The sequence below is a fragment of the Mycobacterium sp. E2989 genome (assembly GCF_001667595.1).
Classification (GTDB): domain Bacteria; phylum Actinomycetota; class Actinomycetes; order Mycobacteriales; family Mycobacteriaceae; genus Mycobacterium.
In genome coordinates this window covers 22,739-43,246 of sequence record NZ_LZJX01000054.1, presented here as the reverse complement: position 1 = coordinate 43,246, position 20,508 = coordinate 22,739, and the positions used below count along the sequence as shown (strand labels likewise).

The 20,508-nt window shown below is 69.5% G+C and carries 24 protein-coding genes; 13 read left to right on the top strand and 11 right to left on the bottom strand.

All coding sequences use genetic code 11. The features are described from left to right. Positions 1-32: 32 nt before the first annotated feature. The 3 genes from A5680_RS25685 to aceA form a co-directional block, all read right to left on the bottom strand. Positions 33-299, bottom strand: coding sequence for a hypothetical protein (locus A5680_RS25685; protein WP_369827647.1), 267 nt, complete (start codon positions 297-299; stop codon positions 33-35). Positions 300-452: 153 nt separating this feature from the next. Continuing rightward, entirely contained in the window at positions 453-662 is a 210-nt protein-coding gene (locus tag A5680_RS25680) for a hypothetical protein (RefSeq protein ID WP_156669597.1), read from the bottom strand. A gap of 364 nt (positions 663-1,026) precedes the next feature. Next, the gene (gene aceA, locus A5680_RS11005; RefSeq protein ID WP_067819140.1) at positions 1,027-3,315 is read right to left on the bottom strand and encodes an isocitrate lyase ICL2; all 2,289 of its coding nucleotides are present in this window, start codon (positions 3,313-3,315) and stop codon (positions 1,027-1,029) included. A 304-nt stretch (positions 3,316-3,619) separates the two neighbouring features. Here aceA and A5680_RS11000 point away from each other — a divergent pair, with 304 nt between their 5' ends. Then, positions 3,620-3,994 (top strand): hypothetical protein, encoded by a 375-nt coding sequence (locus A5680_RS11000; RefSeq protein ID WP_067819138.1) that lies wholly within the window; start codon positions 3,620-3,622, stop codon positions 3,992-3,994. Here the strand turns inward: A5680_RS11000 and A5680_RS10995 are convergent. Further along, complete coding sequence (locus tag A5680_RS10995; RefSeq protein WP_055402301.1) at positions 3,991-4,707, bottom strand: MBL fold metallo-hydrolase; 717 nt, start codon at positions 4,705-4,707, stop codon at positions 3,991-3,993. The two genes, A5680_RS11000 and A5680_RS10995, sit on opposite strands and share 4 nt — an antisense overlap. 112 nt (positions 4,708-4,819) lie before the next feature. Here A5680_RS10995 and A5680_RS10990 point away from each other — a divergent pair, with 112 nt between their 5' ends. The 3 genes from A5680_RS10990 to A5680_RS10980 are packed head-to-tail and all read left to right on the top strand — an operon-like array spanning position 4,820 to position 6,955. After that, positions 4,820-5,824: a medium chain dehydrogenase/reductase family protein gene (locus A5680_RS10990; protein WP_067819134.1), complete on the top strand. Its 1,005-nt coding sequence runs from the start codon at positions 4,820-4,822 to the stop codon at positions 5,822-5,824. A gap of 45 nt (positions 5,825-5,869) precedes the next feature. Continuing rightward, positions 5,870-6,316, top strand: a complete 447-nt coding sequence (locus A5680_RS10985) for an SRPBCC family protein (RefSeq protein ID WP_055402305.1) — start codon at positions 5,870-5,872, stop codon at positions 6,314-6,316. Positions 6,317-6,361: 45 nt separating this feature from the next. Next, positions 6,362-6,955, top strand: coding sequence for a YbhB/YbcL family Raf kinase inhibitor-like protein (locus tag A5680_RS10980; RefSeq protein WP_055402307.1), 594 nt, complete (start codon positions 6,362-6,364; stop codon positions 6,953-6,955). Between the two features lie 5 nt (positions 6,956-6,960). Here A5680_RS10980 and A5680_RS10975 read toward each other — a convergent pair whose 3' ends face one another. Then, complete coding sequence (locus A5680_RS10975) at positions 6,961-8,523, bottom strand: NAD(P)/FAD-dependent oxidoreductase (protein WP_055402308.1); 1,563 nt, start codon at positions 8,521-8,523, stop codon at positions 6,961-6,963. Between the two features lie 101 nt (positions 8,524-8,624). Here A5680_RS10975 and A5680_RS10970 point away from each other — a divergent pair, with 101 nt between their 5' ends. After that, complete coding sequence (locus tag A5680_RS10970) at positions 8,625-9,224, top strand: TetR/AcrR family transcriptional regulator (protein WP_067819131.1); 600 nt, start codon at positions 8,625-8,627, stop codon at positions 9,222-9,224. A gap of 79 nt (positions 9,225-9,303) precedes the next feature. Here A5680_RS10970 and A5680_RS10965 read toward each other — a convergent pair whose 3' ends face one another. Further along, on the bottom strand, positions 9,304-10,173 hold the full coding sequence (locus tag A5680_RS10965; RefSeq protein ID WP_067819129.1) for a LysR family transcriptional regulator: 870 nt from the start codon (positions 10,171-10,173) through the stop codon (positions 9,304-9,306). A gap of 93 nt (positions 10,174-10,266) precedes the next feature. On the opposite strand from A5680_RS10965, the gene A5680_RS10960 reads away from it, so the two are divergent. Next, on the top strand, positions 10,267-10,659 hold the full coding sequence (locus A5680_RS10960; RefSeq protein WP_067819126.1) for a tautomerase family protein: 393 nt from the start codon (positions 10,267-10,269) through the stop codon (positions 10,657-10,659). Further along, complete coding sequence (locus tag A5680_RS10955) at positions 10,656-11,633, top strand: nitronate monooxygenase family protein (RefSeq protein WP_067819123.1); 978 nt, start codon at positions 10,656-10,658, stop codon at positions 11,631-11,633. Before A5680_RS10960 ends, A5680_RS10955 begins: the two co-directional genes overlap by 4 nt. Here the strand turns inward: A5680_RS10955 and A5680_RS10950 are convergent. The 3 genes from A5680_RS10950 to A5680_RS10940 are packed head-to-tail and all read right to left on the bottom strand — an operon-like array spanning position 11,619 to position 14,484. Then, a complete protein-coding gene (locus tag A5680_RS10950; protein WP_067819120.1) occupies positions 11,619-12,332 on the bottom strand; it encodes a hypothetical protein in 714 nt (237 codons plus the stop codon). The two genes, A5680_RS10955 and A5680_RS10950, sit on opposite strands and share 15 nt — an antisense overlap. 15 nt (positions 12,333-12,347) lie before the next feature. Then, a complete protein-coding gene (locus tag A5680_RS10945) occupies positions 12,348-13,787 on the bottom strand; it encodes a class I adenylate-forming enzyme family protein (RefSeq protein WP_067819117.1) in 1,440 nt (479 codons plus the stop codon). 7 nt (positions 13,788-13,794) lie between these two features. Further along, positions 13,795-14,484, bottom strand: a complete 690-nt coding sequence (locus tag A5680_RS10940) for a hypothetical protein (RefSeq protein ID WP_231633789.1) — start codon at positions 14,482-14,484, stop codon at positions 13,795-13,797. 129 nt (positions 14,485-14,613) lie between these two features. Between A5680_RS10940 and A5680_RS10935 the strand changes: the two genes are divergently transcribed. From A5680_RS10935 to A5680_RS10910, 6 genes are all read left to right on the top strand, one after another. After that, positions 14,614-15,096: a carboxymuconolactone decarboxylase family protein gene (locus tag A5680_RS10935; protein WP_055402325.1), complete on the top strand. Its 483-nt coding sequence runs from the start codon at positions 14,614-14,616 to the stop codon at positions 15,094-15,096. Between the two features lie 13 nt (positions 15,097-15,109). After that, positions 15,110-15,739 carry a nitroreductase family protein gene (locus A5680_RS10930; protein ID WP_055402327.1) on the top strand — a complete coding sequence of 210 codons (630 nt, stop codon included), beginning with the start codon at positions 15,110-15,112 and terminating at the stop codon, positions 15,737-15,739. Then, positions 15,739-16,233: an SRPBCC family protein gene (locus A5680_RS10925; protein ID WP_055402329.1), complete on the top strand. Its 495-nt coding sequence runs from the start codon at positions 15,739-15,741 to the stop codon at positions 16,231-16,233. The genes A5680_RS10930 and A5680_RS10925 overlap by 1 nt, the downstream gene beginning before the upstream one ends. Positions 16,234-16,304: 71 nt before the next feature. Beyond that, complete coding sequence (locus A5680_RS10920; protein WP_067819114.1) at positions 16,305-16,871, top strand: hypothetical protein; 567 nt, start codon at positions 16,305-16,307, stop codon at positions 16,869-16,871. Positions 16,872-16,920: 49 nt separating this feature from the next. After that, positions 16,921-17,892: an FAD-dependent oxidoreductase gene (locus tag A5680_RS10915; RefSeq protein WP_067819111.1), complete on the top strand. Its 972-nt coding sequence runs from the start codon at positions 16,921-16,923 to the stop codon at positions 17,890-17,892. Further along, positions 17,889-18,671, top strand: a complete 783-nt coding sequence (locus A5680_RS10910; protein ID WP_067819108.1) for an enoyl-CoA hydratase/isomerase family protein — start codon at positions 17,889-17,891, stop codon at positions 18,669-18,671. Before A5680_RS10915 ends, A5680_RS10910 begins: the two co-directional genes overlap by 4 nt. A gap of 3 nt (positions 18,672-18,674) precedes the next feature. Here A5680_RS10910 and A5680_RS10905 read toward each other — a convergent pair whose 3' ends face one another. Then, positions 18,675-19,076, bottom strand: a complete 402-nt coding sequence (locus tag A5680_RS10905) for a phage holin family protein (RefSeq protein ID WP_055403461.1) — start codon at positions 19,074-19,076, stop codon at positions 18,675-18,677. Positions 19,077-19,150: 74 nt separating this feature from the next. After that, positions 19,151-20,431, bottom strand: coding sequence for a PPE family protein (locus tag A5680_RS10900; RefSeq protein WP_067819105.1), 1,281 nt, complete (start codon positions 20,429-20,431; stop codon positions 19,151-19,153). Between the last annotated feature and the right edge of the window lie 77 nt (positions 20,432-20,508).

The window sequence follows — 20,508 nt, the reverse complement described above, 5'->3', positions numbered from 1 at the left end:
CCACCACAGCGCCGCGATCAGGGCGGCGGTGATCAGCCCCACCGCCAGTCGCGCCACCGCGGTCGGGCGCCCGGGACATCGCCGCCGCCACCGCCGGGCCCGCCGCCACCCGTGGGGCCGCCGGGGGTGCCGCCGCCACCACCGGGTGTGGACGGAGCCACGCTCGACGTGGGCGTGGTCGTCGGGGTGGTGGTCGTGCTGCTGTTGGGTCCCTTGTTGCCGCCGCCGCAACCGACGGCGAACACGAGCATGGCCGCGCCGCCGAACAGCGCGAACGAGGTCCTGGCTGCCGATCTCATCGCAATCCCCAATCCCCGCTTGCGCCTGTGCAAGTGGTTCACTTCTCCTTACCCGGGCGCACGCCCGGGCAAACGGGGATTGCGGAGTGGGAATTCCGCCGATACAAACGCCGATGGCCCATCACCGGGATGGGCCATCGGAAAGCGATTCGACTAGCAGTCGAGCCCGGACACGCAGCCGGCAAGGGTGGCCTGGTGGACGCCGGCCGCGGCGTGCGCCGGCGCGGTGCCGGACGACGAGTGCGTCGCCGGTGCCGCCGCGCCGCCCGTCGGGCCAACCGGCACCCCGCCGAAGCCGAGCGCCAAGGTCACCGCTGCCATCCCGCCGAGCGCGGCAACCGCCGTAGTGATTCGAGTTTTCATCAGCCGCTCCTTTTCCTCGAGCGCGTCGGACGAAGTGGCGCGCGTGTAACACAATGCTACACCTGTGCAACTATTGCTACGAGCAAGAGTTTTCCGACCCCGGTCGAGCGGCGCGGATGGTCATCCGGGGGTAGGAGAAAGCGCGGCGGACCGCGGCGCGTTGAGGGCCGATGGCCCATCTCGGGCTAATGGACCATCGGCGAGCCAAATCGTATCCTCGGACAACTGTTGCTATGCGGGATTCCGCCGAAATCTCCTGGTAAGAAATTTTCTTATTCGTAAATTGGACAGCGCACCGCGACGCCGCGCCGGGACGCCCGCCCGCGTCCAGCTCTTATCCCGAAAGCGAACGGGCGGCCGCGCCCTAGGCCTCCTTGGTGATCAACTTCCGCAGCGCCACCCTGTCCGGTGTCAGCAGCTCGGCGATGCGGGGCTTGTTCACCTCGGCGACGATGATCTCGCCGACCTCCTGGTAGACCTCGCTGAAGATGCCGTGCGACTTCATCTTCTCGGTCTGATACAGGTTGTCCTCGGTGGGCGTCACGTAGTAGACCGCGTCGGCCTTGAATCGGTGCACCAGCCAGAGGTGGATGAGCGTCATCAGCCGCTTCTGGCGTAGCTTCTCGGCGAAGGTGTTCTGGTCACGCACCTGCAGGATGCTGCGGCCGTGGCGGTCCTTGATCGGATCGACCACCACGTTGGCCAGCTGCTCGTCGCCGTTGCCATAGATCCCGAGCTCGAGAACGTCCGAACCGGCGCGGCGGGGCCGCAGGGTCACGCGCAGCTTCTCGCCCAGGTGGTAGTTGTCGCTCCACAGCGCCAGCCACTCCTCCAGCAGCTTCTTGGGCACCTCGGTCTGCGCGAGGTGCTGGTGCTGGGTCGAGCCCTTGCCCATCGCCTTGGTGGTCGCGGTGCGGCCCGACGACGCGGCCAGCGCGGCGTCGCTGCGCGGCCCGCCGACCAGGGTCTGCGGGGTCCGGTACGGCGACTCGACCAGGCGCATCTTGCGCTGCAGCCGAGCCAGCGCCAGCATGCCGTCCTGCTGCAGCGACGTGGCGAACTCCTCGGCGGCGACGCCGTCGATCTGGTGACCGCCATAGGTGATGAAGTTGAAGACGAAGCCCATCTTGCCGAGCTCCTCGGGGAAGCGCTTCATCTCCTCGTCCGTCATCCCGGTGGTGTCCCAGTTGAACGACGGCGAAAGGTTGTAGGCGAGCATCTGGTCGGGGAATTCGGCGTGGATCGCCTCGGCGAACTGGCGCGCGTCGGCGAGGTCGGCGGTCTTCGTCTCCATCCAGAGGATGTCGGCGAACGGCGCGACCGCAAGCGATTTGGCGATCGCGTAAGGAATCCCGCCGCGGATCTGGTAGTAGCCCTCCGGGGTCTTGGACAGCTCCGGGTCCCACGGCGGGTCGACGCCCAGCTCCTTGGCCTTCTCCCGCGCGGCGTACAGCGACGCGCGCGCCGCGAACTGCGTCCACTCGTCGGGAGTCATGCTCGGCGGCTCGTCGTCCCGGTCGTCGAACGAGAGCACCTCGGCCACGGCCTCGCCGTAGGTCATCAGGCCCGCGTCGTCCTCCCAGGCCGCGACGAACCGCGACTCCACCTGGTCGAAAAGATCGTCGATGGAGTTCTGGCCGTCGTCGCGCCACTGGGTGACGGCCTCGGTGACCAGGGCCATGATGCCCTGGCGCTCGAGCCACGCGTTGGCCAGGCTGTACTCGCTTTCGGCCAGGGCGTAGAGCAGGTGGCCGTTCAGTTCCTTGACGCCCAACTCGTAGAACCGCCGCACCAGGGCCAGGAAGCAGCCCTTGTAGGACGGGATGTTCAGGTTCGTGGCGCCCAACAGGAACGGTTGGTCGCGCTCGTCGGCGCGGCTGTCGATGAGGTTGGCCGCCTCGGCGTCGGTGCGCGCGACGATGATGCCGGGAACCTTCATCACGTCGAGCTGGAATCGGGCCGCGTTGAGGCGCTTGATCTGTTCGTCGGAAGGCACCAGCACCTTGCCGCCCTGGTGGCCGCACTTCTTGGTGCCGGGACGCTGGTCCTCGATGTGGTAGCCGGCGACGCCGACCTCGACGAAGCGGCGAATCAGGTTGCGCACGTGCGGGTCACCGCCGTGGCCGGTGTCCGCGTCGGCGATGATGAACGGCCGGTAGTCGTACTGGGGGGTGGTCGCGCGCTGACGGTCGTTCATCTGCAGCCGCAGGTACTGCTGATTGCGGTCGGCGGTCAGCAGGGCGCGCACCAGGACCGCGGCGTCGTCGGGCACCTGGCTCAACGGGTAGCTGGCGAGGTCGGGGCCGGGGTCCTCGGTGGTGGAGCCCTTGGCCGACGTCGCCCAGCCGCCCAGATAGATGCCCTCGATGCCCATCCGTTTCATCGCGACCGCCTGGCCCGGCGAATAGGGGCCGAAGGTGGTGATGCTCTTCTTGGCGGCGAACAGCTCGCGCAGCCGGTCGTAGAAGGCCACCGCCGCGTTGCGCGCAACGGCGTAGTCGGTGGGGATCGTGCCGCGCTGCTCCACTACCTGGCGGGCCGTGTACAGGCGGGTGATGCCGGCGAAGCGCGGGCCGTCGATGTACCGCTGCGTGGCGGCGAGCTCGTCTTCGAACGATGTCCGGACTTCGGTGTCCGTGTCAATGATGGCCATGGCCCTACGCTCCTGTTCGGCACGATTTCCCTGACCGAGAGTCTATCCCCGGGGATGACCGTTCAATCAGGGGTCGAAAGACCCGTGCCGAAACCGTGATCGCCGGGGCCCCGGCCCGCTGCGGCACACATAACCCTCCGGGCGCGGCCAGGCCGAGCGTGGGGGCCGATGGCCCGGGTTTTGGCGTCGATGTGCTTGGCGCCCAGAGGTTTTCGAAACCAACGCGGTCGTCGCTCCGGGTCGGTCGTCGCGGGAATGCAAGGAAAACCCAGCGCGCCCAGCAAACTCGGTGTAGGGTATCGCCGTGCCCACAGAATTGCGGTATGAGCGGTGGTACCTTCCCCTGTCGGTTCCCGTCGGGCTGGGCCCGAAGCGCAGCGAGCTACGGGTGGAGGCGGGAACCCTGCACGTGAAAATGGGCTGGGCCTTCGACGCCCACATTCCCCTGGCGTCTATCACCAGCGCCGCGCCGGCGCAGGACAAAGTGCTGACCATGGGCGTGCACTACGCGAAGGGCCGCTGGCTGGTCAACGGGTCCGGTAAAGGCTTGGTGACCCTGACGATTGAGCCTCCGGTGGAGGCGAAGGCCGTGGGCCGAACGGTGTCGCTGCGCGCGTTGTGCGTCAGTGTCACCGACCCGGACGCGCTGATTGCCGCCTGCACGGGGACCCGCACTTAGCCCGGTTCGGCGGCCGCCCGGTGGGCCAGCCAATCCCGCTGGCGCCGGACGAATCCCGCGTCGACGACGTTGCCGTGCCCCGGCACGTAGCGGGCATCGGGTCCGCCGATCGCGAGCAGCCGATCGAGGGTGGCCGGCCAGGCCGTCAGATCCGAGTCCGCGTCGATGAAGGGGTCGGCGGACTCCTCGATCAAGTCGCCGGTGAACACCACGTCCGGGTCGGCGTCCCCGCCCGGAGCGATCACCACCAGGTCCGAGGTGGTGTGGCCGCGGCCAGGGTGGGCGACCGTCACGGTGCGGTCGCCGAGGTCGATCGCCGCGTCATAAACCCCGTGGCGTGGGGGCCGCAAGGCCGCGATCGTGCGGTCGAGTGCCGCGGCGTCGGCGCCGTATTGCAACGCGTGCTCGCGCATCCGGTCGGTACCCGACGTTAGGTATTCGACCACCTCGGGCGCGCAATAGACGTCGGCGTCGGTGAACAGCGCGGAGCCCAGCACGTGGTCAAAGTGCTTGTGCGTCAGGACGATATGGCTGACCGGGCGGCCGGTGAGCCGCCGCACGTCGGCGTCGATCGCGGCGGCCTCGGCGAGGGTGGTGCCGCTGTCGATCAGCATCACCCCGGTGCGCCCCCACACCAGGCCGACGGTGACATCGCAGAACCGCAGCCGGCACCGATGCACGGTGGCCGTCAACCGCTCCCAGGCGATATGCACATCGTGAAACCTAGCCGCTCGGCGGTGACGCCGGGCGGAACGGTTGACACGCCCCGAATGGCCGACATAGTGGACGACACCAGGATGGTCTGAGCGGCGAGAGGAGCTGGCGGTGCGCGCAGTCGTCATCACCAAGCGCGGTGATCCGTCGGTGCTGCAAGTCCGGCAGCGGCCGGATCCCCCGCCGCCGGGCCCGGGACAGCTGCGGGTCGCGGTGCGCGCCGCGGGGGTGAACTTCGCCGATCACCTCGCCCGCGTCGGGATGTACCCCGACGCGCCGAAGCTGCCGGCCGTGGTCGGCTATGAGGTAGCCGGGACGGTGGAGGCCGTCGGCGACGGTGTGGATGCCGGCCGCGTCGGCGAGCGGGTGCTGGCGGGCACCCGATTCGGCGGTTACGCCGAGGTTGTCAACGTGGCCGCGAGCGACTCGGTGCCGCTGCCCACGGCGATGAGCTTCGAACAGGGCGCCGCCGTGCCGGTCAACTACGCGACCGCGTGGGCGGCCCTGCACGGTTACGGGTCGCTGCGCGCGGGTGAGCGCGTGCTGGTGCATGCCGCCGCCGGCGGCGTGGGCATCGCGGCCGTCCAGTTCGCGAAGGCCGCCGGCGCCGAGGTGCACGGCACCGCGTCGCCCGCCAAGCATCGCAAGCTCGCCGAGCTCGGGGTGGACCGCGCGATCGACTACCGCCGCGACGGTTGGTGGCGGGGCCTCGAGCCCTATGACCTGGTGCTCGACGCGCTGGGCGGCACGTCGCTGCGGCGGTCCTACGATCTGCTGCGCCCCGGCGGAAGGCTGGTGGGGTACGGGGTGTCCAACCTGCAGCATGGCGAAAGGCGCTCCCTGCGGGCGGCCGCGCCGCACGCGCTGGCGATGCTGCGCGGGTTCAACCTGATCGACCAACTCTCGGACTCCAAGGCCGTCATCGGCCTCAACATGCTGCGGCTGTGGGACGACCGCGGCACGCTCGAGCCCTGGATCACGCCGCTGACCGAGGCGCTCGACGACGGGACCATCGCGCCCGTCGTGCATGCGGCGGTGCCGTTCGACGAGGCGCCGGAGGCGCATCGCATCCTGGCCGCGCGGGAGAACGTCGGCAAGGTGGTCCTGGTGCCGTGACTTCGCGCGAGTTTTCATCGGCCCCGTAGCGGTTATCTTTCCCCCATGGCTATCACCGACTCCCGCGACGTCGTCATCGAGGCGACGCCCGACGAGATCATGGACGTGCTCTTCGACATCGAGTCGCTGCCCGAGTGGTCGTCCTTTCACAAGAAGGTCGAAATCCTCGAGCGGGACGATCAGGGGCATCCCAGCAAATCGCGGCAGGTCGTCAAGATCGTCGGGGTCAGCGACGAGCAGGTGCTCGACTACTCCGTCGAGGACGACGGCGTGGGCTGGACGCTGGTGAGCTCCAAACAGCAACGCGCACAAGAGGGTCGCTACACGCTGAAGCCCGATGGCGACACAACCCGGGTCCACTTCGAGCTGACCGTGGATCTCACCGTGCCGGTGCCCGGGTTCCTCGTCAAGCGAGGGTCCAAGGGGCTGATGGACACGGCGACCGACGGGCTGCGCAAAAGGGTGCTCGAAGTCAAGAAGCGCGGCAGTTAGCGGCGGCGCTTCCCGACCGCCGCCGCGCGGGCCACACTGTTCGGTATGAACAGGTTTCAACAAGTCGCGTCGGCGGTCGGCGGGCTGGTGGTGCTCGGCGCGGTGGCCGCCTGCGGCGGCCACGGTGACAGCCGGGTGACGGCGCCCTCGACGCCGAAGGTGACGACCCTTGGGCGGACCGTCCCGGCCGCGCCCGCCGGCGGCCCGCTGACCATCAGCAGTCCGGCATTCGCCGACGGCGCACCGATTCCCGTGCAGTACACGTGCAAAGGGGCGAACACGGCGCCGCCGCTGACATGGTCGGCGCCGTTGGGGGCGGCGCTCGTGGTCGACGACCCGGATGCCGTCAACGGGTTGTACGTGCACTGGGTGGTGACCGGGATCGCTCCCGGTGCGGGCAGCACCGCCGAGGGTCAGACGCCGGCCGGGACCACCACGCTGCCGAACACGGCCGGCCAGCCCGCCTACAAGGGGCCCTGCCCGCCGGCGGGAACCGGCACGCACCACTACCGGTTCACCCTCTACCAGCTTCCCAACGACTACCAGTTGCCCGACGGCCTGGCCGGCGTGCAGGCGGAGCAGACGATCGCGGGCGCGGCGACCGCGCAGGCGCGACTCACCGGAACCTTTGGAGGCTGAAGGTTCTAGGCCATGTCCTCGAGCGCCTGATAGCCGGCGTTGTAGCCGGGGGTAAACGTGATACCCGGACCGCCATGACATCCCGCGCCGCCGAGGTAGAGGCCCTCGATGGGAATCGGGAAGTCGAGAAATCCCTTGGGCCCCGGCCTGTTCGGGCCCATCAGGTCCGGATGCAGCAGGCCGTGGCAGAAGTCGCCGGCGGGCGCGCCGAACATCGTGTTCATGTGGTAGGGCGCAAACGTGATGTGCCGGATGACGATGTCCTTGAAGTTCGGGGCCAGCCGGGTGATCTTGTCGATAACGCGCCCCGCCATCTCGTTCTTGAGCCGGCCGTGCTCCTGGCGGTCGACTTCGACCGGGAAGGCGTAGGCGTACGCGCTGGCCGCGTGCTTGCCGGGCGGAGCCATGCCCGGGTCGTGCACGGACGGGATCTGCATGCCCATCGACGGGTTGTCCGGCACGATGCCCCGGCGGCAATTCTCCCAGTGCAGCTGTTGCTCTTCCGGATCGCCGAAGATGCCGACCGACTGCTGCATGCCTTCCTCGTTCAAGAACTCATACGGCGGGGCGAATTCGGGCAGCCCGTCAAGGGCGAAGTGGATCTGGACGAAGGAAGCCCGGTGGTCGCGTCCGGATAGCCGCGAGACCAGCTCCGCCGGAACATGTTCCGACGCGATCAGTTCGGTCAGCGTCAGATCGGGCGCGAGGTTGGAGATCACGATCGGGGCGGTGATGCTCGATCCGTCGCGTAGCCGCACGCCGGTCACCGCGCCGTGGTCGACGAGGATCTGCTCCACCTTCGCGCGGTAGCGGATCTCACCGCCGTGGGAGACGAACAGCTCGCGCAGGTGCTCGGTGAGCGCGCCGATGCCGCCTTTGAGCTTGGTCATCATGGCCGTGCTGTCGTCGGGCACGGCCAGGGCGAAGGCCAGGCAGGTGGCGCTGCCCGGCGTGTAGGGCCCCCGGTAGGTCGAGTTGATGGCCAGGAACGCGAGCATTCCGCGCATCACCGCGTGCTTGTCCTTGTCGGGCAGGTAGCGGTCGATGACGTCCATCGCCGATCCGAACAGCATTTCGTGAATGGCCCGCCGCTCGGCGTCGTTGGCCGCGCAGGCATACATCTCGTCGATGGTCTTGGGCGGCGTGCGGACATCGAAGCGGCCCAACGCCTTTGCGGGCCCCTGGCTCCACCCGATCAATTCGGCCATGCCGGTGACGGCTTCCATGCCGTGCTTGGAGCCCAGGTGCGTCATCAGCTGCATCGGGTCGCGGTAGAAGATCATCGGCTCCTCGCCGTGGTCGCCGATGTTGGTGGACATCACCTCCGGCTCAACCGTGGGCAGGGTGTCCAGCCCCAGATCCTTGGTGATCTGGCTGGCGGTCGGGAACTGGACGGAGCCGGCGATTTCGTAGCGGAAGCCGTCGATGAGCTCGACGGTCGCAGCCATGCCGCCCGCATAGGTGTTGGCTTCCAGGCACAGGGTCCGCAGGCCCGCGCGCTGCAGGATCGCGGCGGCGGTCAATCCGTTGTGGCCCGCTCCCACGACGATCGCGTCATAGTCCGGCATGGCTTCCTCCCTCGGGTCGGCGCGTGACAAGAATATGTCAGTACTGACATAATTGGAAGATGTCGGTCCTGACTGTTGGCCTGGGATACCATTCCGGTGGGATGACCGCGCCGACGAACCGCCATGAGCTACGCCGCCGATCGACGCACGAGGCGCTGCGCCGGGCGGCATTGAAAAGCTTTGCGCGCAAGGGCTTTACCAATGTCACCGTGACCGAGCTGGCCCGGGAGGCCGGCGTCACCGAGCGGACCTTCTTCCGCCACTTCCCCACCAAGGAAGCGGTGCTGTTCCAGGACTACGAGACGCAGCTGGAATGGCTGGCCGAGGCGCTCGCCGGCCGCCCCGCCTCCGAGTCACTCTTCGACGCAGTGCTGGCGAGCGTGGCGGCCTTCCCGCACGACCTCGAAGTGGTCCGCCAGGCGGCGAAGGCCCGTGCGGAGTTGATCAGTGCCGACCGGATCGAGGGCCATCTGCGGGTGGTGCAGGCGTCGTTCGCCCGAGTGCTGACCGACTTCGTCCGGGCCCGCAACCCGGACGTGGCGAACGTCGACCTGCTCGCCGAAGTCGCGGGCTCGGCCCTGGCGGCCGCCCTCGTTGTGGCGGTGGAGAATTGGGGCCGCAACGGCTGCGCCGGCGACCTCGGCGAACTCGTGGCATCCAGCCTGCAGGTGCTGCGCTCGGGTTTGGCGCCGCTCGCCTGACCCGTCGAGTGTGCGCTGACGGTGGCGACGCGCCGGCAAGTGCCGCCGCTGGCGCACGCTCGAAGCCGTGGGCACACAGTCAAGCGTTCTGCGCGCTCGCGACGGCCGCTTCGACGAAGCGGCGCAGCACGGCGTTGTGAGCGCGCGGCAGAAACGCCAGGGCCACCGGGCTCACGGGCGCTCCGCGCAAAGCGACGAACCGGACGCCGGGGTGAATGTTGCGGCGAACGGCGACGTCGGGGATCACACCGATGCCGCGGTCCGCCGCGACGGATTCGAGCCACTCGTCGAAATTGGTTGTCTCCACGATGGTTTCCGGCCCCTCGCCGGGGGGCCACGACCAGGGCCCGGTGGTGCCGCTGGCGGTGTTGACGACCAGCGGCCAGCGCGGGACCTCGGCCCAGTCCAACTCCGATCGGCCGGCCAGCGGTGAGTGCACCGAGCACACGGCCACTCGGGACTCGTCGAAGAGGTGCACCACCCGCACGGCGGTCGACGTCACGTGCCCGCGGACGACGGCGACGTCGACCTTGCCCTGTTGCACGGCGCTCAGCGCATCGTCGGTGCGGACCAACCTGACCCGCGCCCCGGTGGTTCGTTCGAAACGGGCGACGGTGTCCTGCGCCCACGGGTCGGGCAGCAACCAGCTGAATCCGAGGCCGATGCTCGCCTGCCGGCGCACGGCGCCGACCGCAAGTTCCAGCTCCGCGAGGATCCGCTCGATGTCATGGAGGAACGCCCGGCCGGCCCGGGTGGTCTCGACGTGCCGCGAACTGCGATCCACGAGCGTCGCGCCGAGCGCGTCCTCCAGTTGGCGGATGGTGCGGCTGAGCGCCGGTTGGGTGATGCGGAGTTCGTCGGCGGCCTGGGTGAACGACTTGAGCCGCGCCACCGCCTCGAACGCCCGAAGGTGGCGCAGCTCGACTCGGCCACCGTCCAACGCGCCCATGCCCGAGAAGCATAGATCGATGACAGCGGGCATTTCACAGCCGACCTGGGCGGACCTACCGTCGAAGCCAGGAGATAGATCAGAGGAGACAAGATGCCACTGCTGTACATCGACCTCGTCGAGGGCCGCACGCCGTCGGAGGTGCGGGCGTTGCTCGACGCCGTTCACGAGTCCGTCGTCGACGCGTTCGGCGTGCCGCCGCGCGACCGCTACCAGGTGGTGCGCACCCACCCCGCCCACGAAATCGTCGCGCTGGACACCGGATTGGGCATCACCCGTTCGGCGCGCCAGGTGATCGTGCACATGGTAAGCCGGCGCCGCACACGGGTGATGAAGGAGAAGTTCTTCGAGCTGCTGGCGACCAATCTGGCGGAACGGTGCCAGCTCGACCCGGCCGATCTCATCGTCTCGATCACCGAAAACAGCGACGAGGATTGGTCTTTCGGCCACGGCCGGGCGCAGTTCCTCACCGGGGAGCTGACATGACCCTGGACACTCGGCTGACCAAATTTTTCGGTGTCCGGTACCCGGTGGTGCTCGCCCCGATGGCGGGCATCTCCGGAGGGCGCCTGGCGGCGGCGGTGACGTCGGCCGGCGGCCTGGGCCTCATCGGCGGCGGTTACGGCGATTCCGATTGGTTGGGACGCGAATTCGACCGGGCCGCGGGGGCGGCGGTCGGATGCGGGTTCATCACCTGGAGCCTGGCCCGCCAACCCGAGCTGCTCGAGGCGGCTCTGCAACGGCGGCCCGCCGCGATCATGCTGTCATTCGGCGAGCTGCAGCCGTTCGCCGACCGCATTCGCGCCGACGGCACCCCCCTCATCGCGCAGGCGCAGACGCTCGACCATGCGCGCCAGGCCCTGGACGCCGGAGCCGACGTCATCGTGGCCCAGGGCGGCGAGGCCGGTGGGCACGGCATGACCGCGCGCTCCACCTTCACGCTGGTGCCCGACGTCGCCGACCTCGTCGCCGCACGCTCACCGGACACGCTCGTGCTGGCGGCGGGCGGCGTCACCGACGGCCGGGGTCTGGCGGCCGCGCTGGCGCTCGGCGCCGACGGCGCCCTGGTGGGCACCAGGTTCTGGGCCTCCCCGGAGGCGTTGGTGTCGCCCCGCGCCCACGAGCGGGCGCTGGCGGCCAGCGGCGACGACACCTTCCGCACCCGCGCCTTTGACCTGGTCCGGCGGCTCGATTGGCCCGCCGGCTACAACGCGCGGGCGCTGGGCAACACCTTCCTCGGCACCTGGCACGGCAACGAGGACCGGCTTTCTTCCGCGCTGCCCGAAGCGGTGGCCGCCTACGAAAAGGCGGTCGCCGCAGAGGATTTCGATACCGCCGCCATTCTCGTCGGCGAAGGGGTGGGGCTGCTGCGGCAGGTCCGGCCGGCGGCCGACATCATGGCCGACATGGTCGAGCAGGCCGCCCGGATCCTCAACCGACCGGCCTCAGTACAGCGGTGACCAGTCCGACGTTCGCAGCAGGCGGCTTTCCCACTGATCGCGGTATTTCAGCGCCTCGACCATGTAGCTGCCGGGCCGCCGGTGCTCGGGCGCCGTCTCGGTGGTCAGCAGGTGGACCAGCGCGGCGTAGTTGTCGAAGTCCTCGATCTTCTGCCACAGCATCGCTTCTCGTCGGCGGTGACTGCCGTGCGCGACCTGAAAGCACGCCTGGATATCGAGGATCCGCCGCTCTTTCGGGGCTTTGGACAGCAGCCGGTAATAGATCTCGTCCCACATCCGGATGTAGTCATCGAGCGCGGCGTCGGGCCAGCCGGTGTCTTCCATGAACAGGCTCAGCTGGTGGGTCGCACCGTCGGTGGGCACCGTGGCCAGGTCCACCGTTTGCAGCGGTGACCAGTCGACGGGAAGCAGGAGCTTGCCCGTCACCTCGTGGCGCAGGTTGTCCAGCTCACGCATCCAGGGCCGCAGGTCGCCGCCTTGTGTCCGGCGCGCGAGCCTTTCCCAGGCCGCGCCGTCCACGATGCCGGTGATGGTGACCACGTTGTAGGACAGCCCGGACCCGTGGGCGTGATTGGTGTACCAGAGCAGTCGGGCGTCGTCCCCCTCGGCCAGCGTCGGCATCCAGCCCTCGCGGTAGGCGGCCTCGAATTCGTCCTGCCGGGCGCCGACCACCTTGTGCGTCTCGTGAAGGAAAAGCATCGAAACTCCTTGCGGTCAAGCCTGTTCGGCGATCAGCGCGGCCAGCCGGCGACGGTTGACCTTGCCGGTCGAGCTGTAGGGGATGTCGTCGACGATCGCCAGCCGCTCGGGCAGCTTGAAGTAGGCGATCGACTCACGACAGTGCGTTCGCAGCTGTTCGAGGGTCACCGGGCCGCTGGTGACCACCGCCGCCCCCACCCGCTGCCCGAGTTCGTCGTCGGCGATTCCGGCGACCGCGGCGTCACGTACCGACGGGTGTGAACGAAGCGCTTCCTCGACTTCGATCGGCCCGAACTTCTCGCCCCCACGATTGATGGTGTCGCTGAGCCGCCCGCTGGGGAAGATGTAGCCGTCGGAATCCCGGCGGGCGAGGTCACCGGTGCGCAGCCAGCCCTCGGTGACGTTCTGGGTGGTATTCACCCACAACTCGCCGACCGCTCCGGTGTCGACGTCTTCCCCGGTCTCCGGGTCCACGACGCGCACGTCGACCCCGGGCAGGGGCCTGCCCACGGATCCGGCCCGGGCGGGATCGCGGTGATCGGCCGGTAGCAGCGTCGTGTACGCGCCGAGGGTCTCGGTCTGGCCGAACACGTTCGCGAAAGCCACGTGCGGGAGGGCGGCCATCGCCCGGCGCACCAGCTCGACCGGCGCGGCCGCCGCCCCGTACGCGACGGCGATCAGTGAGGACAAATCGGCGTCGGCGAAGCCGGGATGGTCGAGGATGCGCTGCAACATCGTGGGGACCAGGAACGTGGTGGTCACCCGATGTTCTGACACCAGGCGCAACCAGTCGCCGGCGTCAAATCGCTGCTGTATCACCGACGTGTTGCCCGAGTAGAGGCTGCCCAATATTCCCAGCGAGCCGCCGACATGGAAGAACGGAACGCACATCATGCCCACCGAGGGTTTGGCGTCGGCCCGGAACGGCGCCGCCATCCCCTCGATCCGCCTGGCCAGCTGCCGGTCGCTGATCGCGACGGCCTTCGGCAATCCCGTTGTGCCGCTGGTGAACAGGACCAGGGCATCGCCCTCGACGTCGAGCGCGGGCGGCGCCGAGGGGCCGACGCCGCCCAGCAGCTCGGCGCCCGTCACCACCGTCGGCGCCCCGGCGTCGCGGACCCGGTCGGCGTACGGCTCCCCCGCGACGGCCACCTCGCCACACCCCGCACCCGTCAAAAGCCCGTGCAACTCAATCGGTGTCAGCGCCGGGTTCATCAGCGCGGCCGCCGCGCCGATGCGGGCCGCCCCCAGCACCGTCGCGATCGAGAGCACGCTCCCGCCGTCGACCACCGCGACGCGCTGGCCGGGCGTCACGCCGCGGTCGGCCAGGCCGGCGGCGCACCGGCGCACGGTCGCCGCCAGCTCGCCGTAACCGATCGACCGCCCGTCGACGATGAGCGCGACGCGGGCGGGATCGCCCGTCGCGGCCGCCTCGAGCATCGTTGAAATATTCATCGCCGGCTCAGTACAGGGGTGACCACGCGGAGGTGCGCAGCAGCCGGCTGGTCCACTGGTCCCGCAGGTGCAGCGCGTCGTGCATCCAGGTGCCCGGGGCGCGGTATTCAGGCGGAATCGGGGTCTTCAGCAGTTCGAGCAATTGCTCGGGCCGCTGAATGCGCTGCATCAGGACGACCTCGCGGTGCAGGTGGCTGCCGAGCGCGGGCTGAAAAGCCGCCTGGATCAACAGCATTGACGACGGCCGCTGCAGGCTTTGGGCGTACACGTCGCCGCTGCGTTCGATGTACTCCTCGAACTTGTCCGGGTACGGCCACATGGTGTCTTCCATGTACAGGCTGAGTTCGTGCTCCCGCCCGTCGACCGGCACGTCCGCCCACGGCATGTCCTGCAGCGGCGACCACGGCAGCGGTGCGAGCAGCTTCGCCTCGACGTCGTAGCGCAGCTCGTCCAGCTCACGCATCCACGACTGCAGGTCGCCGCGTTGCACCCGGAGCGCCAGGCGTTCCCACGCCGTTCCGTCCCGGACGGCGGTGACGGTCACGACCGTGTAGGACGGACCGCTGCCCTGGGCATGGTCGGCATACCAGAGCAGCCGCGCGTCGTCACCGGCGGCGAGCATGGGCAGCCAGCCCCGCCGGAACGCGGACTCGAAGTCGTCTTCGCAGCGGCCGCGCACCTTGTGCACCTCGTGCATGAACAGCACGTCGAGACGGTAACTCCGAACGCGTGGCCGGGTCTACGGCGGTGGTACTGCGCCCTGGACAGCCGGGTGGCGAAATGGTTTGCTCGACTCAGTAATTACCTCACCGGGCAGGAGTCGCCGATGGCCCGTCTGAACGTGCCGGATGGCCCGGGCGGCGAAGCCGCCATGATCTGGACGCTGCGGCCGCAACTCGGCGACATGGTGGAGCGGATGATCCGCGGCGCATACCAGCAGAGCGTTCTGCCGGCCGACGAGCGCGAGCTCGCGAGGATGCGCATCGCGCAGATCAACGACTGCGCGGCGTGCTCCGGGTTCCGGGCCCAGTCCGTGCTGGACGCCGGCGTCGCGCCGGAGCTGTACGACAACGTCGCCGCGTACGCCACCTACCCCGGCTACACGCCGCGTCAGCGGCTCGCGATCGAATTCGCCGAGCGGTTCGCGACCGACCATGCGTCGCTGGACGACGCCTTCTTCGGGCGGCTCCGCGAGTCGTTCTCCGACCCCGAGATCCTCGACCTCACGCTGTGCGTGGCGGTGTTTTTGGGCCTGGGGCGCTCGTTGAGCGTCCTGGGTGTCGATCAGTCGTGCGCAATCGATCTCTAGTGAGGAACGCCGGATGGACCTAGCCACGGTCGACGAACTGCTGAGCACCACCCGCTCGGTGCGCAAGCGCCTCGACTTGGACCGGCCGGTCGGCCGCGACGTGATCCTCGAATGCATCCGGCTCGCGATGCAGGCGCCCACCGCCAGCAACACCCAGGACTGGCGCTGGTTGGTGATCACCGACGCCGACAAGCGCGCCGCCATCGCCGAGATCTACCGCAGCGTCGGCGCCGAGTACCTGGCCTACGCCGCCAAGGAGGCGTCCGACCCGCAAACGCAGCGGGTGTACGCGAGTGCCCTGAGCCTCACCGACACGCTGGGCAAGGTTCCCGTCCACGTCATCCCGTGCCTGGCGAACCGCATCGACAACTCCAACCTGTTGATCGCCGCGTCGGCCTGGGCGTCGATCATCCCGGCCGGCTGGAGCTTCCTGCTGGCCCTGCGGTCCCGTGGCCTGGGATCGGTGTGGACGACGATGCACCTGGCCAAGGAGCGGGAAGTGGCCGAGCTGCTTGGCATTCCGGACACGGTCACGCAGGCCGCGCTGTTCCCGGTCGCCTACACCGTCGGCACCGACTTCCGGCCGGCCGCGCGGCCGCCCGCGGAGACGGTCACGTTCTGGGACAGCTGGGGAGACGGCTGATGCAGTCCTACACCGTGCGATTCCACGTCGACGCGCCCCCGGCGAAGGTGTGGCGGGTGCTGCATCCGCCCCCGCCGCCCGACGCGCCGCGACCGCGGGTGCTCACCTGGCCGAACGGCAGCATGGAGATCCTCAACGAGGGCAACGAAGCCGGCGAGGGGCTGGTCCGCACCTGCGTCTTCGAGGTGCCCAAGTACCTGCTTTCCGGGGGCAGGGCGCGGTCCTGGGAAACGGTCACGGAGGCCGAAACCAACCGGCTCTCGCGCTACGTGGCCGTCGGCGCGCCGCTGTGGTCGCGCGCCGAGGGATATCACCGCCTCGAGGAGCAGCCGGACGGGACCACCGTGCTGACGTTCCACGAGACCTACCACGCCTATAACCCGGTCCTGCGCTTCCTGCTCGAACGGCCGGTGCACGCGCGGATTTCCCGCGACAACCTCAAGGTTTACGAGCACGCGCTGGGCTATGCCGGCCGCGTGCGGCGGCTCGATTAGCGGCCCCCGAGCCCACCCGCGTACGACGCATTATGTGATTTAAGCTGCTCACCCCGGTACGCTTGCGTGCTATGGGGATTGAGGCTGGTGCACCTACCGCGGCCCGGTTGGCCGTCGCGGGGCTGATGATCGCGGGCTGGACCGCGTCGGCGGGCGTCGCCTGGGCCGATCCGGACCAGACGCCGGCACCGTCGCCTTCGCCGGCCGCGTCGCAGGGGCCCCCGCCCGGGCCGCCGCCGTCGTCGGCCTCACCGGCGCCGTCGCCGGGAGCCACTCCGGCCGCCGCACCGGCGCCGAAGACGACCATGGACAAAGACGGCATCTACAACGTCGGTACCGACATCGCGCCGGGCATCTACAGCTCGGGCGGACCCCTGGACAACGGGACCTGCTACTGGAAGCGGACCGGCAATCCCGACGGCAACATCATCGACAATGCGATGAGCAAGAAGCCTCAGGTCGTGCAGATCGACCCGACCGACAAGGCGTTCAAGACGTCGGGCTGCCAGCCCTGGCAGCTGACCCCGGACGCCGCGCTCCCGCCCACGACGCCGCCCGCCGGCGTGCAGGGCACGCTCGGCATCCTCAACGGGCTGCTCGGTGGCCAGGGCGGACAGCAGCCCCCTCCGCATTCCTGACGGGTCCTGACCGGCTCCGCGGCCGGTCCATATTCGCTACGGTGGCGCCGTGGCCAGTGCGCAACAGATCGTCGTCGTCGGTGCCGGGGTCAGCGGCCTGACGTCGGCCGTGTGCCTGGCCGAGGCCGGCTGGCCGGTACGGGTCTGGACGGCCGCCACACCCCAGCGCACGACGTCGAAGGTGGCCGGCGCGGTATGGCTGCCGCCGCGGCCCGCGGAACGTGCCGGCGACACGCTGGATTGGACCCGACACTCGCTGGGGGTGTTCCGCGAACTCGCCAACGATCCCGGCTCCGGCGTCCAGCTGGCGCCGGCGCTGGCCGTCGGCGAATTGACTGCCACCGAGTCGATGTCGGCGGCCGCGGCGTTGATCCCCGACCTGCACCCGGCCGACCCCGCCGACCTCCCGGACGGTTTCGGCAACGGCTTTCGCGCCACCCTGCCGATGATCGACATGCCGTCCTACCTCGACTACCTCACCCGGCGGCTGGCCGCGGCCGGCTGCGAAATCGAGGAGCGCCCGGTGCGGTCGCTGGCCGAGGCGGCCGACGCCGCGCCGATCGTGGTCAACTGCACCGGTCTGGCCGCGGGATCCTTGACCGGCGACGACACCGTGCGCCCGTTGTTCGGCCAGCACGTCGTGCTCACCAATCCCGGTCTGCGCCAACTGTTTGTCGAGATCGACGGCGGCCCGGAGTGGACCTGTTATTTCCCCCACCCACGGCGCGTGGTGTGCGGCGGCGTGAGCGTTGCCGACCGCTGGGACACCGCCGCGGATCCCGACGTGACGGAGCGAATCCTGCACCGCTGCCGCAAGATTGAGCCGCGACTCGCCGAAGCCGAGGTGATAGAGGTCATCACCGCGCTGCGTCCCGGCCGCACCTCGGTGCGGGTCGAGGCCGAGCCGCTGGGCCGGGCCCGCTGCATCCACAACTACGGACACGGCGGCAACGGTGTGACGTTGTCCTGGGGCTGCGCGCGGGACGTGGTCCGCTTGGCCGGTGCGCGGGGGACGCCGTGAGCATCGACTACACGCTCGCCGCGCACGTCGCCACCATCACGATCAACCGGCCGGAGACGCGCAACTCGCTGGACATGGAGCATTTCCGCGACCTGGCCCACGCGTGGGCGGCCTTCCGCGACGACGCCGGCGCCTGGGTCGCGGTGATCACCGGTGTGGGACAGGACTTTTGCACCGGCGCCGACCTGAAGAAGTTCATCCCCGAACTCACCGGCGACCTGCCGCAGCCCGAGGGGTGGAACAAGGACGACGCCATTCACGCCGTCCTGCATCGCTTCCCGGTCTACAAGCCGATCATCGCCGCGATCAACGGCACCTGCGTCGCGGGGGGCTTCGAGATGTTGAGCTCCGCCGACATTCGGGTGGCGGTGCCCGCCGCACGATTCGCCGTGATGGAGCCCAAGCGGGGCCTGTTCGCGGGCGGCGGTAGCACCGTTCGGCTGCCACGGCAGATGCCCTACCCCCTGGCGATGGAGTTGCTGCTGACCGCCGACATGGTAGACGCGGACCGGGCCCTGGCGATGGGGCTGATCAATCGCGTGGTCCCGCCGGAGCGGCTGATGGAGACGGTGTACGACTACGCCGAGCGCATCACGGCGAATGCGCCGCTCGCGGTCTCCGCGACGAAACAATCCGCCGTCGAGGGCCTGGCGCTCGACCTGGCGTCGGCCTACGACAACGAAACCCGGCACAGCGACCGCATTTTCGAGACCGAGGACGCCAAGGAGGGGCCGCGGGCCTTCGCCGAGAAGCGACCGCCGCGATGGCGGGGCCGCTGAACGTCAGGCGCGCGTGCGGCGGCCGACGTCGCGAAGCACCAGCGACAGCAGCCAGCTCACGATCGACAACACGATCGCGGCCCAGATCGCCGTCCACCAGAAATGGTCGATCTGCAGGCCCCAGTGCGTGGTGTGCTCGGTGATCCGCGCGGTGATCCACAGCATCAGCGCGTTGACGACGACATGGAACAGGCCGAGGGTCAGGATGTACAGCGGGATCGACAGGAACTGGACGATCGGCTTGATGAACGCGTTGACCAGACCGAAGATGACGGCGACGACGAAGATGATGCCGACCCGCTGCAGCCTCGTGTCCCCGCCGACGAACGTGATCCCGTGGACGAACTTCGTGACCAGCCAAAGCGCAAACCCGGTCAGTGCGGCGCGAATCAGAAAGGGGCCCATGCGGGAGATCCTGCCACCCCGCCGCCCTCGCGGGTAGGCGCCGTGCTCGGCGACCCAGCCGCCCACGAGTCGGTTCACCCGGTCGACGTCGGGGGTGGTTTCACGATCACGACGGGCAGGGGGCGGTGCTGGGCGGCCGCGCCGCCCGCCGGGCGTCCCCCGACGCTCGCGCCACTCATCGCGCGGCCCGCCATGCACGCGAGGGCCGTCTCGCCGAGCAGGCTTCCCTCGGCGCTTGCCGCGACGGTGGGGACGGTGCCAAGGCCGGGCAGCGCCTGGGCGGCAAGTGTGATCTCCGGCGCGGCGGCGGTCCATCCGTACGGCACCGACAGGGCGCCCACCGAGGACGCCTGGTTCAGACTTGCCGTCACCGCGCCGCCCAGACCCGTTGACCCCAGCGGGGCGACCGTGGACGCGGGCCCGGCTTCGAGCGATCCGGCCGCCGCGGCCTCACCCGCGTCCGCGGCTCCCCCGGCGCTCGCCATGCCCGCGAAATCGGTCATCGTGCCCAGGTAGTTGCCCGGCATGTAGAACCCGGACGACAGGGTGTTCAACAAGTTGCTGTTGAGGAGGGCCCCCAGCGGGGAGCCGTCCGTGCCGGCCAGGAAACCGAGAATTCCCTTCGGGCTGAAGAAGTCCGCCCCGCCCATTCCCAGCCAATCCATCAACCCCGACGAATCCGGGACGGATGGCGCGGCGAGGCTCTGCAGCGTGGCCGGCACCGCGGACTGCAGTTGCGACAGCGCCGTCTGCGCGTTCGCCGCGGCCGACGTGCCGGCGGCCTGGGTGACCGCGTCGGCCTGCGCGGCGGGCCCCGCCGGATCGGCGGTCCGCGGTGGCGGGTCGAACGGGGTCACCGCCGACGCGGCCGCCGAATCGGCAGCGTAGTAATACATGGCGGCGGCGTCCTGCGCCCACATCTCGCCGTAGTGAGCTTCCGTGGCCGCGATGGCGCCGGCGTTCAGTCCCAGAAAGTTGGTGGCGATCAGTTTCGTCAGCAGGACCCGATTGGCCGCGACCACCGGCGGCGGCACGGTCGCGGCGAAGGCGGTCTCATACGCCGTCGCTGCGGCCACGGCCTGCGCGGCGGCCTGCTCAGCCTGAGCGGCGGTCGCGGTTAACCACGCCGCATATGGTGCGGCGGCGGCGGCCATCGAGATCGCTGCCGGGCCGCGCCATTGATCACCGAGCGCCGCGATCACCGAGCCGTGGGCCAGCGCTGTCAACCGCAGCTCGGTCGCCAGCCCCGACCAGGCCGCCGCGGCGGCCAGCATCGGGGCGCTGCCCGCTCCGGAATACATGCGCCCGGAGTTGATCTCGGGCGGTAACAAGCCGAAATCCAGCGATGCGCTCATGACCACCGGCCCATCCGCTCGGCCCCGGCGAGCACGGTGCGGCTAAAGCCAAATACGGCAACGTGATTCGTGTTGAA

Coding starts and splice junctions, on each gene's coding strand:
- A5680_RS25685 (WP_369827647.1), bottom strand. CDS start 299: ATGAGATCGGCAGCCAGGACCTCGTTCGCGCTGTTCGGCGGCGCGGCC.
- A5680_RS25680 (WP_156669597.1), bottom strand. CDS start 662: ATGAAAACTCGAATCACTACGGCGGTTGCCGCGCTCGGCGGGATGGCA.
- aceA (WP_067819140.1), bottom strand. CDS start 3,315: ATGGCCATCATTGACACGGACACCGAAGTCCGGACATCGTTCGAAGAC.
- A5680_RS10985 (WP_055402305.1), top strand. CDS start 5,870: ATGGCTATCACCGACTCCCGCGACGTCGTCATCGAGGCGACGCCCGAC.
- A5680_RS10980 (WP_055402307.1), top strand. CDS start 6,362: ATGAACAGGTTTCAACAAGTCGCGTCGGCGGTCGGCGGGCTGGTGGTG.
- A5680_RS10975 (WP_055402308.1), bottom strand. CDS start 8,523: ATGCCGGACTATGACGCGATCGTCGTGGGAGCGGGCCACAACGGATTG.
- A5680_RS10970 (WP_067819131.1), top strand. CDS start 8,625: ATGACCGCGCCGACGAACCGCCATGAGCTACGCCGCCGATCGACGCAC.
- A5680_RS10965 (WP_067819129.1), bottom strand. CDS start 10,173: ATGGGCGCGTTGGACGGTGGCCGAGTCGAGCTGCGCCACCTTCGGGCG.
- A5680_RS10960 (WP_067819126.1), top strand. CDS start 10,267: ATGCCACTGCTGTACATCGACCTCGTCGAGGGCCGCACGCCGTCGGAG.
- A5680_RS10955 (WP_067819123.1), top strand. CDS start 10,656: ATGACCCTGGACACTCGGCTGACCAAATTTTTCGGTGTCCGGTACCCG.
- A5680_RS10950 (WP_067819120.1), bottom strand. CDS start 12,332: ATGCTTTTCCTTCACGAGACGCACAAGGTGGTCGGCGCCCGGCAGGAC.
- A5680_RS10945 (WP_067819117.1), bottom strand. CDS start 13,787: ATGAATATTTCAACGATGCTCGAGGCGGCCGCGACGGGCGATCCCGCC.
- A5680_RS10940 (WP_231633789.1), bottom strand. CDS start 14,484: ATGCACGAGGTGCACAAGGTGCGCGGCCGCTGCGAAGACGACTTCGAG.
- A5680_RS10935 (WP_055402325.1), top strand. CDS start 14,614: ATGGCCCGTCTGAACGTGCCGGATGGCCCGGGCGGCGAAGCCGCCATG.
- A5680_RS10930 (WP_055402327.1), top strand. CDS start 15,110: ATGGACCTAGCCACGGTCGACGAACTGCTGAGCACCACCCGCTCGGTG.
- A5680_RS10925 (WP_055402329.1), top strand. CDS start 15,739: ATGCAGTCCTACACCGTGCGATTCCACGTCGACGCGCCCCCGGCGAAG.
- A5680_RS10920 (WP_067819114.1), top strand. CDS start 16,305: ATGGGGATTGAGGCTGGTGCACCTACCGCGGCCCGGTTGGCCGTCGCG.
- A5680_RS10905 (WP_055403461.1), bottom strand. CDS start 19,076: ATGGGCCCCTTTCTGATTCGCGCCGCACTGACCGGGTTTGCGCTTTGG.
- A5680_RS10900 (WP_067819105.1), bottom strand. CDS start 20,431: ATGAGCGCATCGCTGGATTTCGGCTTGTTACCGCCCGAGATCAACTCC.